General features: G+C 67.5%; 14 protein-coding genes. 9 read left to right on the top strand and 5 right to left on the bottom strand.

Annotated features, from left to right (window positions below):
* Positions 1-108 precede the first annotated feature (108 nt).
* Both POL67_RS47475 and POL67_RS47470 read left to right on the top strand, forming a co-directional pair.
* Positions 109-1497 carry a hypothetical protein gene (locus tag POL67_RS47475; protein WP_271928474.1) on the top strand — a complete coding sequence of 463 codons (1389 nt, stop codon included), beginning with the start codon at positions 109-111 and terminating at the stop codon, positions 1495-1497.
* Between the two features lie 149 nt (positions 1498-1646).
* Complete coding sequence (locus tag POL67_RS47470) at positions 1647-2108, top strand: VOC family protein (RefSeq protein WP_271928472.1); 462 nt, start codon at positions 1647-1649, stop codon at positions 2106-2108.
* 3 nt (positions 2109-2111) lie between these two features.
* On the opposite strand, the gene POL67_RS47465 is transcribed toward POL67_RS47470, so the two are convergent.
* Complete coding sequence (locus tag POL67_RS47465) at positions 2112-3947, bottom strand: TIM-barrel domain-containing protein (protein WP_271928471.1); 1836 nt, start codon at positions 3945-3947, stop codon at positions 2112-2114.
* 604 nt (positions 3948-4551) lie between these two features.
* Between POL67_RS47465 and POL67_RS47460 the strand changes: the two genes are divergently transcribed.
* The 4 genes from POL67_RS47460 (at position 4552) to POL67_RS47445 (ending at position 8479) form a co-directional block, all read left to right on the top strand.
* Entirely contained in the window at positions 4552-5466 is a 915-nt protein-coding gene (locus POL67_RS47460) for an RNA polymerase sigma factor (RefSeq protein WP_271928469.1), read from the top strand.
* A gap of 62 nt (positions 5467-5528) precedes the next feature.
* Positions 5529-6758, top strand: a complete 1230-nt coding sequence (locus POL67_RS47455; protein WP_271928467.1) for a PEGA domain-containing protein — start codon at positions 5529-5531, stop codon at positions 6756-6758.
* A complete protein-coding gene (locus POL67_RS47450; RefSeq protein WP_271928466.1) occupies positions 6758-7972 on the top strand; it encodes a hypothetical protein in 1215 nt (404 codons plus the stop codon). Before POL67_RS47455 ends, POL67_RS47450 begins: the two co-directional genes overlap by 1 nt.
* A 90-nt stretch (positions 7973-8062) precedes the next feature.
* Positions 8063-8479 (top strand): hypothetical protein, encoded by a 417-nt coding sequence (locus POL67_RS47445; RefSeq protein ID WP_271928465.1) that lies wholly within the window; start codon positions 8063-8065, stop codon positions 8477-8479.
* A 24-nt stretch (positions 8480-8503) separates the two neighbouring features.
* Here POL67_RS47445 and POL67_RS47440 read toward each other — a convergent pair whose 3' ends face one another.
* The 3 genes from POL67_RS47440 to POL67_RS47430 form a co-directional block, all read right to left on the bottom strand.
* Positions 8504-8719 (bottom strand): hypothetical protein, encoded by a 216-nt coding sequence (locus POL67_RS47440; RefSeq protein WP_271928463.1) that lies wholly within the window; start codon positions 8717-8719, stop codon positions 8504-8506.
* A 10-nt stretch (positions 8720-8729) separates the two neighbouring features.
* Entirely contained in the window at positions 8730-9299 is a 570-nt protein-coding gene (locus POL67_RS47435; RefSeq protein ID WP_271928461.1) for a hypothetical protein, read from the bottom strand.
* 270 nt (positions 9300-9569) lie between these two features.
* Positions 9570-10373 carry a hypothetical protein gene (locus POL67_RS47430; RefSeq protein WP_271928460.1) on the bottom strand — a complete coding sequence of 268 codons (804 nt, stop codon included), beginning with the start codon at positions 10371-10373 and terminating at the stop codon, positions 9570-9572.
* Positions 10374-10455: 82 nt separating this feature from the next.
* Here POL67_RS47430 and POL67_RS47425 point away from each other — a divergent pair, with 82 nt between their 5' ends.
* From POL67_RS47425 to POL67_RS47415, 3 genes are all read left to right on the top strand, one after another.
* Positions 10456-11205, top strand: a complete 750-nt coding sequence (locus POL67_RS47425; protein WP_271928459.1) for a hypothetical protein — start codon at positions 10456-10458, stop codon at positions 11203-11205.
* Entirely contained in the window at positions 11202-11786 is a 585-nt protein-coding gene (locus POL67_RS47420; RefSeq protein WP_271928457.1) for a hypothetical protein, read from the top strand. Before POL67_RS47425 ends, POL67_RS47420 begins: the two co-directional genes overlap by 4 nt.
* Positions 11787-11915: 129 nt before the next feature.
* Entirely contained in the window at positions 11916-13127 is a 1212-nt protein-coding gene (locus tag POL67_RS47415; RefSeq protein ID WP_271928455.1) for a cytochrome P450 family protein, read from the top strand.
* Between the two features lie 72 nt (positions 13128-13199).
* Here POL67_RS47415 and POL67_RS47410 read toward each other — a convergent pair whose 3' ends face one another.
* Positions 13200-15968, bottom strand: coding sequence for a HEAT repeat domain-containing protein (locus POL67_RS47410; protein ID WP_271928454.1), 2769 nt, complete (start codon positions 15966-15968; stop codon positions 13200-13202).
* Positions 15969-16074 lie beyond the last annotated feature (106 nt).

The following is a 16074-nucleotide window of genomic DNA, read 5'->3' as shown; positions in this document are numbered from 1 at the left end:
GCCGGCCCCCCGTCGCCGTGACTTCGTTACGTACTCTCAACCCTTGGTGGCTCTCGCTCGGACGTGCCGAGCGACGCCGCCAAATCCCCTTACGAGGAGCTTTTTCCCATGCGAATGAGCCGAGTGGGTCTTCTGTCGTTGTCTCTCGTCACGCTGTTTGCGCTCGGTTGCTCCGGGGATGCCGGTCCGCAGGGGCCCGCGGGACAGCCCGGTGAAGAGGGGCCGAGCGCGGACCCGAGCATCAGCGCCGTCACGCCGGGCAAGGTCTTCATCTCGCGCCGCGCGGACATCACGATCAGCGGCTTCAACACGACCTGGACCGACGCCGCGTCGCTCGACTTCGGGCCGGGCGTCACGGTCGTCGACAAGAAGATCGCGAGCCCCACGGCGATCGTCGCGACGATCGAGATCGACGCCTCGGCCGCGATCGGCCCGCGTGACGTGAACGTCAGCGAGGGCGAGTCGAAGGTCACCTACGCGGGCGCGTTCTCCCTCGACGCGCCGCTCGAAGTGTCGTTCCTCGGCACGCAGGCGCAGGGCTCGATCCTCATCGCGAGCGCCAAGCAGCGGGACCTCTCGACGCCGTTCGACCTGACGACCACCGGCGACGGGTTCTTCGAGCCGCTCGTCTACACGAACCTCGCGGTCTCCAGCGCGGGCGGCGTCTTCGGCGACGTCGCGGACGCGCAGCTCTACGCCGCCGAGCTCACGGTCTTCACCGACGTGACCGCGGCCGCCGGACCGGCGGACGTCACGATCGCCAGCGGCCTGCCCGGCGAGGAGATCCTCTCGCCCGCGCCGGGGAGCTTGCAGATCGCGGCGCGCCAGCCGACCGCGCTCACGCCGGGCATGAACCTCAACGGCACGATCGATCAGCCGTTCGCCACGGTGCTCTACCAGTACACGCCCACGGGCCCGGGGAAGATCATCGCCGTCGAGGCGCTGGCCGACTCGCCCGACGCGTCGCCCGGCTTCGCGGTGCTGCCGGCGAGCGGCAAGTTCACCGACCTCATCACGTTCGAAGAGGCGCCCACGGTCGAGGTCGGCGCGGACCCGATCTACTTCATCTACTGGGACAACACGGGCACGTCGGGCTACGGCTTCGACCTGTCGATCACGGAGATCGTCCCGGCGGAGGTCGAGCCGAACAACACCTGCGGCGAGGCGCAGGCGGTCGCGTCGCTGCCGGCGTCGCTCGACGCGTTCAAGATGGCGGACAAGGACGACCAGGACTGGCTCGTCATCGACGCCGTGGAGGCGGACGTGGGCAAGGTCATCCACGTCGTCACGTCGGCGGGCGAGGCGCAGACGGACACGGTCGTCGAGGTCGTGGGCTCGGACTGCACCACGTCGCTCGGCGTGAGCGAGGACTCGAACTACCACGAGGACTTCACGAGCGACCCGATCCCGGCGCCCGGGAAGTACTACATCAAGGTCACGAACTCGACGTACGGCTACTCCGGCGCGCTGTACAACCTCGAGATCACGCTCGAGTGATCCGAGGGTGAGGGGAGCGCGCGGCGTGCCCGCGTGCTCCCCGCTGTCCCGCCCATTTCCCGGAAAAACCTCCTCTGCGAGCCGAAGGCCTTGACGCATGTCCGGGCCTTGGGAAAACTCTCGCGCGCTCCGAAGGAGGAGGGAACCACATGACCACGCAAGAACCGTCGAAGCCGGCCCCGCCGAACTGGCCCCGCATTTCGTGCTCGCTCTACTACGAGGATTCGAGGGCCGCGATCGACTGGCTCTGCCGCGCCTTCGGATTCCAGGTGCGGCTGCTCGTCGAGGGGGAAAACGGGTCGGTCGAGCACTCGGAGCTCGGGTACGGCGAGGGGCTCATCATGGTGGGTCATCCCAAACCGGAGAAGTTCCCGTACATGAGGGCCCCGAGCCAGATCGGCGGCGCGAACACGCAGAACATCCTGGTGTACGTCGACGACGTGGAGGCGCACTGCGCGCGGGCCCGGGACGCGGGCGCGCGGATCGTCAAGGAGCCCGCGACCGTCGATTACGGCGAGGAATACTGGTCGGATCGCGGATACGAGTGTGTCGACATCGGCGGCCACCACTGGTGGTTTTACCAGCGGCTCCGCGATCCGAAGACGAGCTGATCGTCAGGGTTTCTGGAGCTCGATCGCGCTCTCCCCGGCGCCCGCCGGGACCTTGACCCACGCCGAGCGCGTCTCCGCTTCGTAATAAAAGCCCGAGGGGGCCGCATCCAGCGCGGCCCGCGTGGCGTGTTTCGTCGTCGCGCTGCCGGAGATCGTGACGCTGCCCGGCTCCTCCTCCACGCGGACGCGGAGGAGCGTCTCCACGAGCGTGCGCGAGATCGACACGGACGCCGCATTCGCGGTCGCGGACGCCTTCACGACGGTGACCACGTCATCCGTGTCGTGCAGGGAAAAGCTCGACGACGTCGCGTCCGGGAACACGAGCACCGTCAGTTTGCCCGCGGACGCCGCATTGCCGAGCCCCGTGACCTCGTCCGCGACGTGCATCGGCACGATCGCGCCGGACCGGAAATACAGCGGCACCTTCTGCAGATCGGCCGAGAAATCGGCGGCGACCGTCGTCCCGCCCTCGATCGGCGCCGCCGACGGCGTCCAGAAATCATAATAACGCGCTCCTGCCGGGAGCGTGACGTCCCGCTTCCCCGTGCCATCGAGCAGCGGCGCGACGAAGAGGGCGTCGCCGATCGCATACCGATAATCCTTGGGCCAGCTCGCCTCCGCGCCCTCGGGCCGCACGGGGACCGCGGCCCCGGCATACGCTTCCTCGGAGAGGCTGTACCAGAAGGGGACGAGCTCGTGGTGGAGCTTCGACCAGAATCGATAGATGTCGGCGATCTCGGTCCCATTCTGCGGCACGGTCCAGGGCGTGATGTTCGCGCGGCCGTGGAGCTGCATGAACGGCGAGAGCGCGCCGATCGCGGTCCAGCGCGCGAAATTCACGGGGTCGAGCGGGATCTGCTCGCCGAGCAGGTCCTTGTCGTCCCGATCGAGATACCCGCCGATGTCGGAGCCGAGCACCACGTACCCCGCGGCCGCCGAGCGGAACATGTGATCGAGCGAGTCCTCGAGGCCCACCCAATCGCGGCGGTTGTCGCCCATCCACGCGACGGGCGCGTGCTCCTTGCGGGCGAAGAAGCGGCCCTTGAAATCGTACGACTCGTCCCAGGCCCGGACCATCGTGACGAACTCGGGCCCGCGCCGCGCCACGCCATAGGCCAGGAAGTCCTGGTAATAGGCCTCCGAGTATTCCTGGTGCGGGACGGGCCCCGCGGCCGTCGTGACCGTATCGAGCCGGACGTAGCTGTCGCCGAAATCGATCTTCCAGCCGTCGATCCCCATGTCGAGCACGCCGTTCTGCTGCTCGTGCCACCACGACCGCGCCGACGGGTTCATGAAGTCGACCGCGGCGCCCGTGCCTTTCCACCATGCGAACCGCGCCGAATCCTCGACGAAATACCCACACGTCTCGCCCTCCGCGAGGTTCGGCGAGGCGCCCACGTAGCCGTCGCCCCCTTCTTCGAGGTCGTACGAGACCGCGTTCACGAGGTTCGTGATCCACAGGACGACGCGCACGCCGTCCGCGTGCATGTCCGCCACCATCTTGCCGAAATCGGGGTACCGCGAGGGATTCGGGATGAACGTGTTGTAATGGGTTTCCCACGGGCTATCGAGGACCACGGCGCCGACGGGGATGTCGCGCTCGCGGAAGCCGGACACGAAGGCATACGTGTCCGGGCCGTCCGAGATGTCCTTCGAGATCCAGGGCTCGAAGGCCCAGCGCGGCGTGTGGCGCGTGGGCTCGGGCAGGTTCTCGGCGGGCCGGAGACAAGGATCCGCCGGGTCCGGGGGGGTCGGTTTGGGATCGTCCGAGCAACCAGCGAGCGCGAGAACGACGAGAGGCAATGGTAACAAATGCAACGGGAACGAAGCCAGCTTCATTGGGGGAGCCTATCGCGGCTCGTTTCCCCCTGCCACGCTCGTCTCGAAGGGGACGTCTGGCATCCACAGGAGCGTATGGGTTTCCCCTCTTCTGCCCCACGTTTGCGCGAGCCGCTCCACTTCCTGCGCGCCGAGGCCTTCGTCCACCTGGGCTTGGGCAAGAAGCCCGACCGCCTCTGAACACATGCACCCGGCTCGCGCGGCGGACCGATCGAACGCACGGGACCCCCCCCGGCGTTCGTCCCAGGGCCCCGGGTAAAACCCCACCGGTTTGGAAATCTGTAACTTTCTGCGTTTGTCGCTTGACGCGGCGCCTCGATTTGGGGACGGTATTCGCAGTGGAGGACGTCCTCTCGCTCCGTGCGCAAACGCCTCGCGAGCACCCACCCGGCAGCACCGGGAGACGGGACCGAGGAAAAATCAAAGCCGGACCTCGCGGGGACCTCTCCTCCACGCCTTTTTCCGTGACTCGCTCTCGTGGTCCCACGATCCAGGGACCCACCGTTGAAATCGACATGTCGGGTGAAGTTTTTGCCTCACGAAACCTCGCCTCCGGTGAATACAGGCCATGAGTGCTGGTTCTGCCCCCCGCCATTCCGACCTCTTGGCTCGCGTCGCAGACCTCCGTCCCGACGTCGAGCGCTTCCTCGCCAGCCGCCGGAAGGGCCGCGAGGACGGCGACAGCCTCGAAGACGAGGTGCAAGTCGTGATGACGGAGGCCGTCGCGAGCCTGCCGAATTACCGCGAAGACGAGGGTGATCTGAAGTCATGGGTCCTCGGCATCGCCGCAAACATCGCGAAGCGCGCGGAGCGGACGCGGCAGCGGGACGCGTGCCTCGCGACGGAGGACGGCGCCGTTTCGGTGCTCTCGCCGCACGCTTCCCCGGAGCGCATCGCCCGGATGCATGAGCTGCGACGAAAGGTCGGGCTCGTGCTCCAGGCGATGCCGGAGCCGCTGTTCATCGTGCTCTACCTCGTTTGCATCGAGGAAAACTCACACCAGGAGGCGGCCGAGCTGCTCGGGATCACCGAAGAAGCCTCCCGCAAGCGCCTCCAGGACGCGCGCGCGTACATCGAGAGGGAGAGCGGGATCAGCCGCGACGAGCTGCGCGTCGTGTATCCGTTCTGCGTCGAGAGCGAAGAGGAACAACGGGAGGGCACCGGGATACTGGCCAGGCTGTTCTCCTTCTTTCGGCGCGGCGGGGACTTCCTGACGGTGTGGATCATCGCGGCGCTTTCGTGGCCTTCGCCGTCGGTGCACACCGCGCGTGCGGGGCTCTCCGTGCCCGCGGTCCATGGGGCGACGGCCGAGAGCGCTTCCGCCGTGATCGAGATCGCGCCTGCGCCGCGTGTCGATGTCCCCGCGCCCGCGCCCTCCTCCGCGAAGGTGAGCGCAAAGCTGCCCGCGGCTCGCCCGAAGCCCGCTGAGCCGGTCGAGACTGCACGCGGCGCCGCAGCCGCGACGACGGATGAGCCCTTCCTCGACAACGTCGCGGACCTCGAATTCCGGCGGCGTTAGGGGTTCGTCGCGTGACCGCTTGGGCTCCTCGGCGCCGCGCGCATGGAGTATTGTGGAGCGGGATGCGGCCCCTCGTCGTCGTGGCCATCGCGCTTGTCGGCATTGCATCCCCTGCGGCTGCCGACGAGCCACGCGCCGCGCCTCCCGTTCCGCCGGACGCTCTCGCGGACGCGGCGAAGAACGCGACGTTCACGGCCCACGTCATCGACGGAGACAACGCGCGTGCGGCCGGCCGCAAGACGGCAGCCGCGAGGTCTTACGCCGCAGCGCTCGCGGTCCGTCATGACCCGTTGATCGCAGGCCGGCTCGGGGTGCTGCTCGTCGAGCTTGGTCGCCCCGTCGATGCGGCCGACCTCTTGCTCGACGCGATCCAGCGCGCATCGAGCGCGAGCTCCGAGGAACGACAGGGGTTCTTGAAGGCGTACGACGCGGCGCGCGCCGAGGTCGCGTGGATCGACGTCACGATCTCGCATGTCGGGGCCAAGCTCACGCTCGACAGCGAGCCCCGAAACAAGAACGGCTTTTCCGCGCTGTCGATGTTCGTCATGCCGGGCGAGCACGAGCTCCGCGCGACGCTGGACGGGTACGAGCCAGCGGTGGAGAGCTTCACGGCGCGCAAGGGGGAGCAGAGGACGATCACGCTGACGCTGCGCGAGCGGAAGAAGCCGCTGCCGCCGTCGGAGCGGCTCTTGCGTCGGCGAGACGTCGATCGGGTCTACACCGTGGAGGAACCGCCGGAGGACGAGCGCGCGCGGCGTGAGCCGATCGTCGGCGGTGTGGCCGGGCAGGAGAAGAAGCCGGGCTTGCGAGGGACGATCGGCGCGGGCCCCGTCGTCGTGTTCGGCGTCGCGTCGTGGAGCCCGGCGGTGGGCGGCGTCCTCGCGGGTAGTTTGAGGACGAACGAGTACGTGTCGATCGGCGTGGAAGGACGTGCCGCGTGGCTCACGTCGGGCGTGCAAGGCGGGCAGATCAACGCGATGACCGGAGGCGCCCTGCTCAACGCTTGTGGACACTACCGCTGGTTCTACGGTTGCCTGGTCGGGCACCTCGGTGTGATCAACATCGAGTTTGAAGGGACCAGCTACAAGGAGCGGTCGCTCTCCTTCGTGAAGCCCGGTGTGGGGGGCCGGATCGGAGCAAGGCTCAGCTTCGGTTCCTCCTTCTCCGTGCAAGCGGCAGCGGAGGCGCTGGGGCTCGCCCGCGGCACAAAACTGGTTGCTGGTCAAGCCATCTTCGTGGACCAGCCGCCGATGATGATCACGTCTCAGCTACTCGCGGAATGGAGCTTCTGATGTTGCGCCGAGGTTTGTCCTTCGGGTTGATCGTGGGTCTGGGCATCTGGACGGGCGGTTGTTCGAGCTCGCCCCACGTGGGCGTGGCTGAGTGCGATCCCGATGCTCCCTTCCCCGATCCGTGGTGCCTCCCCGCCGACGCCGGCCCCGACGCCGCCGACGCCGGAAGCGACGCCGACTCCCTCATCGATCCCGGCACCCCAGCGCCGCAATCCTCCTGCTCCGGCCGCTGCCTCCCCGAGCCGAGCGACGACTTCGCGGGGAGCTGGCCCCGCACGCCCTTTCTCCTGTGGGTCGGTCCTCGCGCCCTCGCGCCGACGAGCTGCGACGAGGCGCGCAAGGCCGCAGGCCTCCCCGAGGACGTCGTCTTCTTCGAGAAGTACCGCCGCTTCACGGGCCTCGTCGCCCCACCCGCAGCGTGCGAGGCCTGCACGTGCGCCATGTCGGAAGGCACATGCACCGGGCTGCCCGGGAGCCTGGAGGTCCGCGCGGGCACGTGCGCGGAGAGCGACGCGTCGTCGCTCCCGTTCGGCGGGCCCGACGGCTGGGAGGGCGCGTGCACGAGCGCGAACGCGCTGCCTTCGGGCGCGCAGTGCAACGGCGAGCCGTGCGCGCAGTCCGTCTACGCCTCGCCGCTCCCCGGCCCTTCGAGCGAGGCTTGCCCGATCAGCTCGACGCCGCCCGCGTTCGTGAAGACGACGGACTGGGAGACAGCAGGCGTCGCGTGCGAGGCGAAGGAGCTCGACGAGCCCTGCGACCCGACGACGTACCGCTGCATGCACAACGCGCCGCTGCCGTGGCTCCAGTGCGTCGCGCTCGACGGCATCCACGAGACGTGCCCCGGCAACTACACGTTCGCGCGGTACGAGCTCTACGGCGAGCAGCCGATCGACACGCGCGACTGCACGACGTGTGAATGCGGCGGGGCGCCGGTGGGGAGCGCGTGTTTGGGCACGTTGCGGCTCTACAGCGATGGCGCCTGCGCAGTGCCTGCGGACAACGTCGGCCTTTCCAGCTACGGCGAACAGTGCGTCAACGTGTACCCCGTCGGCCGTGCCCTCGGCGGCAAAGCCATCACGGACCTCGGGTACATGCCCGGCATCTGCCTCTCCACGGGCGGCGAGTCGACAGGCTCGGCCGAGCGCGACCCCGCGCAGGCCGTGACGTTTTGCTGCCGGTCGCCGTTCGACGACGAGCCCCAGCCGCCCAAGTAGCCGCTGGCCCGGCTCTCCCGACCGCCGGGGAAAATCGACCCGATGCGCCTCACGAAATTCTCTCTCCGGTGAATATAGGGGAACGAGGCCATGATTCCCCAAAGCTTTGCCCGGCTGGACCCCAGATTCAGGACGGCGTACGCGCACCGGAGCGATGGCAGGCTCTACGTCGAAAGCTTTTATCTTCGCGAGCCGGAGAGCCGCGAGGCGGCGAGCGCCTGGTATGCGCTGACCTACCGCGAATCGGAGCGATTCCTCGAAGATCTTGCAGAGCGGCTACGGGGCGGGCTTTACCTCGTCGGCAGCGATCACCGCATCTATGTCCCCGGGGACAAGCTCACCCATCTGCATCGTCGGCGCGTCTTCCACGGAAGCCCGGCCAGCGAAGAGCTGGCAGCGCTGCTCATCGAGGAAATCCACAAGATAGCCTCCGAGGTGGTCAGCCTCGCGCTGATCGAATGGCGTGCGCTCGGGCGCGGCGGGACCCCTGTTCGACTTCTGCCATGAGCAGGGTTCCCCTCGCGCCCCCGGTCACGCGATGTTGTCGGGCTTGAGATCCGGATACTCTTTGTAGAGTGGACTCAGAACGTCCGTGTAAAGATACCCGAGCGCTCTCCCGAATCCCATGATGTATTCTTTTCTTTCGGGTGACGAGCAGCTCGCGTGCACGAGGGCGACGGCGTCGTGGAGCTTGAAATAGGCTTCGAGGGTTATCTTGTTCAACTTTTCGGCCGTGTCTCGGTCCATTGTCTCCTCCTTACGGGCAGTTGGCCTTCTCCATGCACGCTCGTAGGCAACGGGTGAAGTGCGGTTCGTGCATCCCTTGGTGCAGTGTCGTATCGGCACAGAATTCGATACAGCCTTGCTTGACCTTCTTGCACCGTTCCTTCTCGGCGTCCTCGTCGGCGGCATCCTTCAAGGAAACGGCCGCGGCCACGACGAGGACCGCGACGCCCACGACGATCGTCACGCCGGATGCCGAGACGATCAGCGGGGCGAGTCGGATCAACTGGGAGATCACCGACACGTTCGCCAAGAGGCCCCGCGCAGGCAAGAGGCCGCCGCGCGAGATCAGCTCGTCGGGGTTTGGCGTGTAGCCCGCGTCCGCCATCGTCCGCAGCGCATCGAGCATGCACCGTTCGAGGCCGGCGTCGTCGAGCCGCGGACCCTTGGGCCTCACCTTGGAGACCTGGTTGTCGGTCAACTCGACCTGGAAGTCGATCTCGTACGCATGGCGCCCGAGCCGCCCCGCGTGCTTCTCCGCGCATGCTTGAAGCGCCCGGACCGTGCTCGCGGGGAGCGACCCCTCGGTCGGGGGCACAGGCATGGCGGCGTATTCATCGCTCGCCCCGCATCCCATGGGCGCCAAACACACCGCCATGCACGTAGCGAACAACGTTGCCCCGGCAAGCCGCCCCTTCCCCATGAGCTCACCCCCCTGCCTGCGGACGAGAGGATACGGCCGTTGGGCTGAGTTGGAAAAGCGGAACCCGGCGCCGGGCGGGGGGTTTCGGAGCCCTCCGGCGCCTGTCGACGACCCGGGGAGGGGGGTTTGGGAGCCCCGGCGCGCCTGTCAGCGTCCTCCAGGAGGGGTTTTTCAGCCTCCGGTGGGTCCTGCCGGGGCGGGCTCGGGCTTTTTCTTGCCTCGGCCGCCTGCCCGGGAGCGAACGACGCTGAAGAGCGAGGGGAAGGTCTTTTCCGGCGCGGGCTCGTGACGCAAGAGCCACCGGCCGGCGGAGGCGATTTCCTCGTAGGTATCGAGCAAGAGCGTGAACGCGCGAGCGAGGTCATCGGCGGCCGCACGCGCCTCCGGGCCAAGCCGCGCGCCCAGCGTGGCGAGGATCTCCTCCGCGACCTTCACGGCGTCGTCGGCGTCGGTCGAACGGAAGTGCTTTTTATCGATGGAGAGCGCGTCATAATGGTCTCGATACACACTGGCATAACCGAGCAGATCCGCCGCGAGGTCACGGTGGCCCGTGCCCCCGCGCAGCATGGCGAGGTAGGGGCCGACCTCGGGGTGATCATTCAAATGGTACTCGCAGCAGGCCTGCATGCGCGCCTCGATGGCGAGGGCCTTCTGCACGAGTTCGACCGGGAGTTTCGCCTCTGTGGAGAGAGCGCGCGCCTTTTGATCCTCGGTCGCGGCGTACCAGCACGCCCAGGCGGCCGTGGGGAGCAGAGCGACGAGGCTCGCGTCGAATTCGCTCGCGGGGAGGCTCTTGTAGCGGGCGAGGAGCTTCGGCTCGCTCGCCCGTGCGGACAATCCGAGCGCCGCGACGGCGACGAGGCCCGCGTCGGCATTCACGACGGAGAGGGATTCCACCGGCATCGCCTTGTAGCGAGGGAGGAGTGTGTCGAAGGCTTGCTTACCCTGGATGGGATCGAATGAGGGGCTGCTCATGCGCGGCATGGGACCACAGGAGGAGAAGCGCGCGCAAGAGGAGAAAGGTGTGGACGCACTGTGGGGGTAGACACGGCCTGCGTTGACAGAAACCGGTGTTCCTGATCGCATCCTGGCAATGACGGTCCCGCGTGTGCGTACCTTTCTGTCCCTCGGGCTCCTCGGCTGGGCGACGGCAGCGCTCATACCGCTCGGCTGCGGGGCGAAGATCACGTACCCGGAAGCGAGCGAGGGCCCGCGCGTACCGGATGCAACTGCGGAGCGCCTGCGAGAATGCGTGGATGCGTTCGGTGGTGACCTCCCCCGAGGGAAATTCACGTTCGACGTCGTGTTGTCGGTCGACGAAGGCGGACATGTCGTGGATGTCAAGAGCAAAGGCGTGCCCCATGAAGAGCTCGCGATATGCATGCGGATCGCGTTGCGAAGCATGACCATCCCGGAGGAGCTGCTCAGGCTGCGCAAGCTGCGCCTGTCCGCGTCGCCCGCGCCTGCGAATGTGCAGAGGCCGGCCGAGCGTGGGCTTGTCGGAAACCCCGCGGTGCTCGTGGCCGTGGCGATCACGCTGGCCGACCTCATCATCGAGGCGGCCCCCGTTGTCATCGTGGTCGCCGCGTCGGTGGAGCTTGGCAAGTCGGATATTGCGAAGACGGCTCGGAAGAAAGACGATGACCCGTGTCAAGAGCCCCTGAACGACTGCCTTGACTCGGCTGTACAAAGCAAAAAGGGGAGCGTATGGAACCATTCGAGATGTAAGACGTGCTTTGAAAAATGTCGTGGGGAGGGCAAATGGCCCGACAAAATCATGATGTCCAAATGGGAGACGTGTAAATGAGCGATGAGCGGGAATCCGGCGAAGAGATGGAGGGGGAGGAGCTGGCCTTCTGCAACGCCAGCGACCGCCTTTTGGTCAAGTCTCTGGATAAGGAGCGAAGCTTCGCCGAGGCCGTGGATGATTTCCGTCGGCTCGAGGAGGAGTTCGTGGTGCGCGGATGCGACAGTGACTTTCACGTGCTCGAGACGAGGCGACGCATCGCCGAGACGATCCTCACGCTCGCGGAAGTGAAGCACCCCCCCTTCGAGGTTTGCCGCCAGGCGTGGAACGAGTTGGTTCGCCTCGGCTTCTCGGCCAAGGACCGAGAATACGTGATGACGTGGTTTTTCGCGGAGTGCTGTCGGTACGACGAGAACCCCGAGGAGGGGCTCGCCGTGCTTTGGCCGCTCATCGCCGAGCTCGAGCGAGGGCTCGAAGAAGCGAGGGCGACGCAGAGCGACACGGAGTTCTACGAATATCACCTCGAACCTCTGCTGAAACTCCGTGACGAGCTCCTGGCCCAACAAAGGGGCGAGCAAATCCCGGGGAAGAGGACGCGTCGGATCGACGAGGCGCGCATCAGCGCCCCGGATGAAGACTGAGCCCCGTGAGCGTCCCTCGACGCGTGCGTCCATCCTGTGCGGCGAGCCCGAAATGCGGCTCGTCCGCCCCTGTCATTCGCTCCGGCCTCCACGCCCTCGCTCCCTGCGTGCATGGTATGCTCGGGAACGATGCCTCCCCTCGCGCCGGTCGACATCCTCGCCCCCGCATTCAAGGCGGATCCATTTCCCTTTTACGCCCGCCTCCGGGCCGAGGCGCCCGTCTTTCGCACGAAGCTCGAAGACCGGCGCACGGCCTACTTCATCACCCGGTACGACGATGTCGTGTCCGTCCTGAAAGATCCGCGCTTCGCCAAGGATCGCACGGCCGTCCTCACGCCGGAGCAACAGGCGAAGCAGCCGTGGGTCCCGGACTTCGTGAAGCCCCTCGAGCGCAACATGCTCGACGTCGACGAGCCCGATCACCGTCGCCTGCGCAACCTCGTTCACCAGGTATTCACCCCGCGCATGGTCGAGGACATGCGCGCGCGCGTGCAGCAAATCGCCGACGATCTCCTCTCGAAGGTCGCGTCGCGCGGCCGCATGGACCTCGTGCGTGATTATGCGCTCCCGCTCCCGCTCACCGTGATCGCCGAGCTCCTCGGCATCCCCCCCGAGGCCCGGCCGAGGTTCCATCGCTTCTCGAAGGCGCTGATGGAGACGACCTCGAACGTGAAGATGCTGCTCTCGCTCCCGCACTTCTACTTCATGCTGCGGTATCTCCGCGGGCTCATCGCCGAGAAACGCGCGCGGCCCCGGGACGATCTCCTGAGCGCCCTCGCGCGAGCCGAGGAGGAGGGCAGCCACCTCAGCGAGAACGAGCTGCTCGCGATGATCATCCTTTTGACCGTCGCCGGGCACGAGACCACGGTGAACCTCATTGCCTCCGGCACGCTCGCGTTGCTCCAGCACCCGCGCGAGCTCGAGCGCCTCCGGCAAGATCCCACGCTGCTCAAATCGGCGATCGAGGAGTTGCTCCGGTTCACGAGTCCCGTCGAGATGGCGACCGAGCGGTATGCCCGCGAGGACGTCGAGCTTGCCGGCGTCACGATTCCCCGCGGCGAGCTCGTGCTCGTGGTCCTCGCGTCCGCGAACCGCGACGCCTCCCAGTTCGTGGACCCGGACCAACTCGACCTCACGCGCGACCCGAACCGCCACGTCGCCTTCGGCCAGGGCATCCATTATTGCCTCGGCGCGCCGCTCGCGCGGCTCGAAGGCCAGATCGCGCTCGCCACGCTCCTGCGCACGCTGCCCGATCTCCGCCTCGACGCGGCCCCGCACACGCTGCGCTGGCGCCCCACGTACATCGTGCGCGGGCTCGAAGCGCTCCCCGTCGCGTTCTAGCCCCTGGAAACACGAAACCCCCTCCCATCACGCGGATGAGAGGGGGCTTCGGGGCGTACGAGCGGGCGCGTGTTACTGCTTGTCGCCCTTGTCGCCCTTGCCCTTCGGCTGCAGCGCCGAGAGGTCTTCGGCGACGATCGCCTTCGGGTTCATGATCTCGAAGAAGGCCTTCTTCGCCATCTCGCCCGTCTCGCCCTGCTCCTGACGGAGCGCCATCAGGACGCCGCGCTCCTTCATGAACTTGAGCGTCTGGATCGCGCCCTTCTTCCGGGTCGCGTCGCCCGTCTTCGCGTCCTGCCAGAGCCGGTAACGCAGGACGACGCGCGTCTCGGAGTGCGGGCCGTTGTCGAACTTGAGGTTGTCGAACTGCGACTGCAGGCGCTGACGCGACCACTCCTGCGGCGTGTCCGCCACCTTGATGCGCGCGATCGCCTCGGCGTTCGTCACCCAGCGGTAGATGTTGCCGCGCTTGAAGTCCTCGTCCGACCAGTAGCCGAACGCCCGGAAGTAGTGGTCCTTGAGGTCGTTCAGCGCGTCGGGGCCGAAGTCGCCGTACATCGCGACCGTGCGGGCCGCCGTATCCGTCGAGCCGCCGAGGATCAGCGCGAGCGCCGCGGCGTTGCGGATCTCCGGGTTCTGCAGCTTCTCGAAGAGCTTCGCCTCCGTCGCCTGATCAAAGCCGCCGATGCCGATCGCGCGGGCGTAGGCCATGCGCAGGCCGATGTCGAGCTCGGGCGTGAGCAGGTCCGCGAGCTCCGACGCGATCGTCGGCACGGGCTTGAGCGAGAGCGTCGAGGCGTAGCAGGCGCCGATGAGCTGCTTGCGCGGCTCCTTCTTCGCCCCGTACTCCTTCGCCTTCTTCGCGACCTCGCTCATCGTCTTGTCGTCGGCGCACCACGCGAGCGCGTCACAGGCGGCGGCGCGCGCCTCCTCGTGCCACGACTCGTCCTCGATGAGCTCCATGAGCGGCTTCGAGGCGCGGTTGTCGCCCCACTGCCCGAGGCCCTGCGCCGCGCCGTAGCCCACCGCGCGGAGCGCCATGCCGAGCATCGCCAGGCCCGCGCCGTTCAGCGCCTCCTGCGTGATGTCCATCTTCTTGTCGGGCTTGCGCTTGAACTGCTCGAGCAGCTTCGGGAACGCCGACTCGTCCTTCATCAGGCCGACGTAGCGGAGCGCGCTCTGCGCCGTCTCGAAGGCCGTGGGGAAGGGAGGCTGCGCGCCCTCCTTCGGCAGCGGGTCCTTCGGGAACGCCCAGTCGCGCAGGTCGTTCTTGACCTTCTCGCTCTGCACGGCGGCGAGGAAACGCAGGCCGTTCGCGTGCGGCTGCGGGCGGTCCTTGATCCAGAAGAGCACGCCGTCCTCGGCCGCGGCCTTGAGCTCGACCTTCTTGTCGGGGTGGATCATCGCGAGGTCCGCGAGCATGCGGGTCGCGACCACGCGCGGCAGATCCGTGCGCGAGAGATGGCCGCCCTCGTCGGCCTCCCAGAACCGCTCTTGCGCGTAGAGCTTCCCGGGATCGATGCGCATGCGCTCGCCGAGGTACTTCGCCGCGCGGACGTCGCCGACCTCGGCGAGCCGCGTCCCGGCCTCGCCCTGCCAGTGCAGCGTGGGCTTCGAGCCGTCGAGCCACTTCACGAGCGAGTCACCGACGCGCGGATCGGCGATGTCCTTCATCATCTCGAAGAGCTGCTTCGTCTGGAACCACTCGCTCTCGGGCGGATCCTTCTTCACGCTGTCGAGCGCGAGCACGAGGCCCTCGCCGCCGATGCCGTCGCGCAGCGCCTCCAGGAACTTCTGCCGGTTCTCCTTGCTCGAGCTGCTGAGCGCCGAGAGCAAGGGGGCGCGCGCGGTCTCGTCGCCGATCTTGCCGAGGCCCGTGGCGGCCTCGCGGCCGACCTCGGAGTCGGGATCCTTCACGAGCGTGATGAGCGTCTGCGTCCACTTCGGGGACGCGTCGCGCGAGAGCAGCGTGGCCACGAGCTGGCGCACCGACGGGCTCTGATCGCTCGCGAGCTTGGCGAACTCGTCGAGCGGCACGAGGCTCGCGAGCCGCTCCGGATCGAACGCGGTGCCGCCGCCGAGGCGCTCGACCTTCGACAGGAAGCCCTTCCTGTACTGGTCCATCGCGTCCTTGAAGACCTGCGGCTCCTTCAGCATGACGAGGGCCCACACGATCTGCGGCTTGTCGCTGTCGTCGGCCTCCTGCAGCGCCTTGAGCAGCGCCGCCTTGCCGGCGTCGCCCTTCGGCGATCCGTAGTAGGCGAGCACCTGCGCGGAGACGCCCTTCACGCGGTGATCGGGCTGCTCGAGCGCCTTGATCGCGTGCGTCACGCCCTCGGGATCCTCGGCGTAGGCGAGCTGGATCAGCGCCTCTTGCTGGAGGGACCACTCGTTCGGGTTCGCGGCCCACGTGCGCCAGCGCGGAATCTGGTCCTTCACGGGCAGGACGAAGATGTTCTTCTTCTCCTTGACGACCTGCTCGACCGTCATCTTCTCCTGGCCCTGCTTGATGCCGAAGAAGAGCGCGGCTGCGCCGCCGGCGACGATGAGCAGCGCCACGATGATCGTGACGGGGTTGAAGCGACCCTTCTTGAAGTCGCCGTCGCCGAAGTCGGCACCACCGCCGCCGCCGCCTGCGGGCGCGGGGGGCACGGCGCCGCCGTCGGGCGCGCCGCCGGGAAGGTCGGCGTCGTCCGGCGGCCACTTGGCGAGGTCGAGCCGATCGGGCGTTCGGAGCCTTCGCTTGATGGGTTTCGCTGTGCCCCCGAGCCCCTGGGGAGGAGGCTTATGTCCGTTGGGAAGAGGAGACGGTTCGGGCTGTGGATTCGGACGATCGAGCATGGTTCCTCCCCGCGTCGCTCTCGTGCGACCGGCGGAGCGGCGGCGCCGCTTTGCGGGGAGCGAACATACCAGGGGACGCCTTTCGGGCGCAGCCGCAAAGAACTTG

It is taken from the genome of Polyangium mundeleinium (assembly GCF_028369105.1).
Classification (GTDB): Bacteria; Myxococcota_A; Polyangia; order Polyangiales; family Polyangiaceae; genus Polyangium; species Polyangium mundeleinium.
This window is presented reverse-complemented; position numbering and strand designations above follow the sequence as displayed.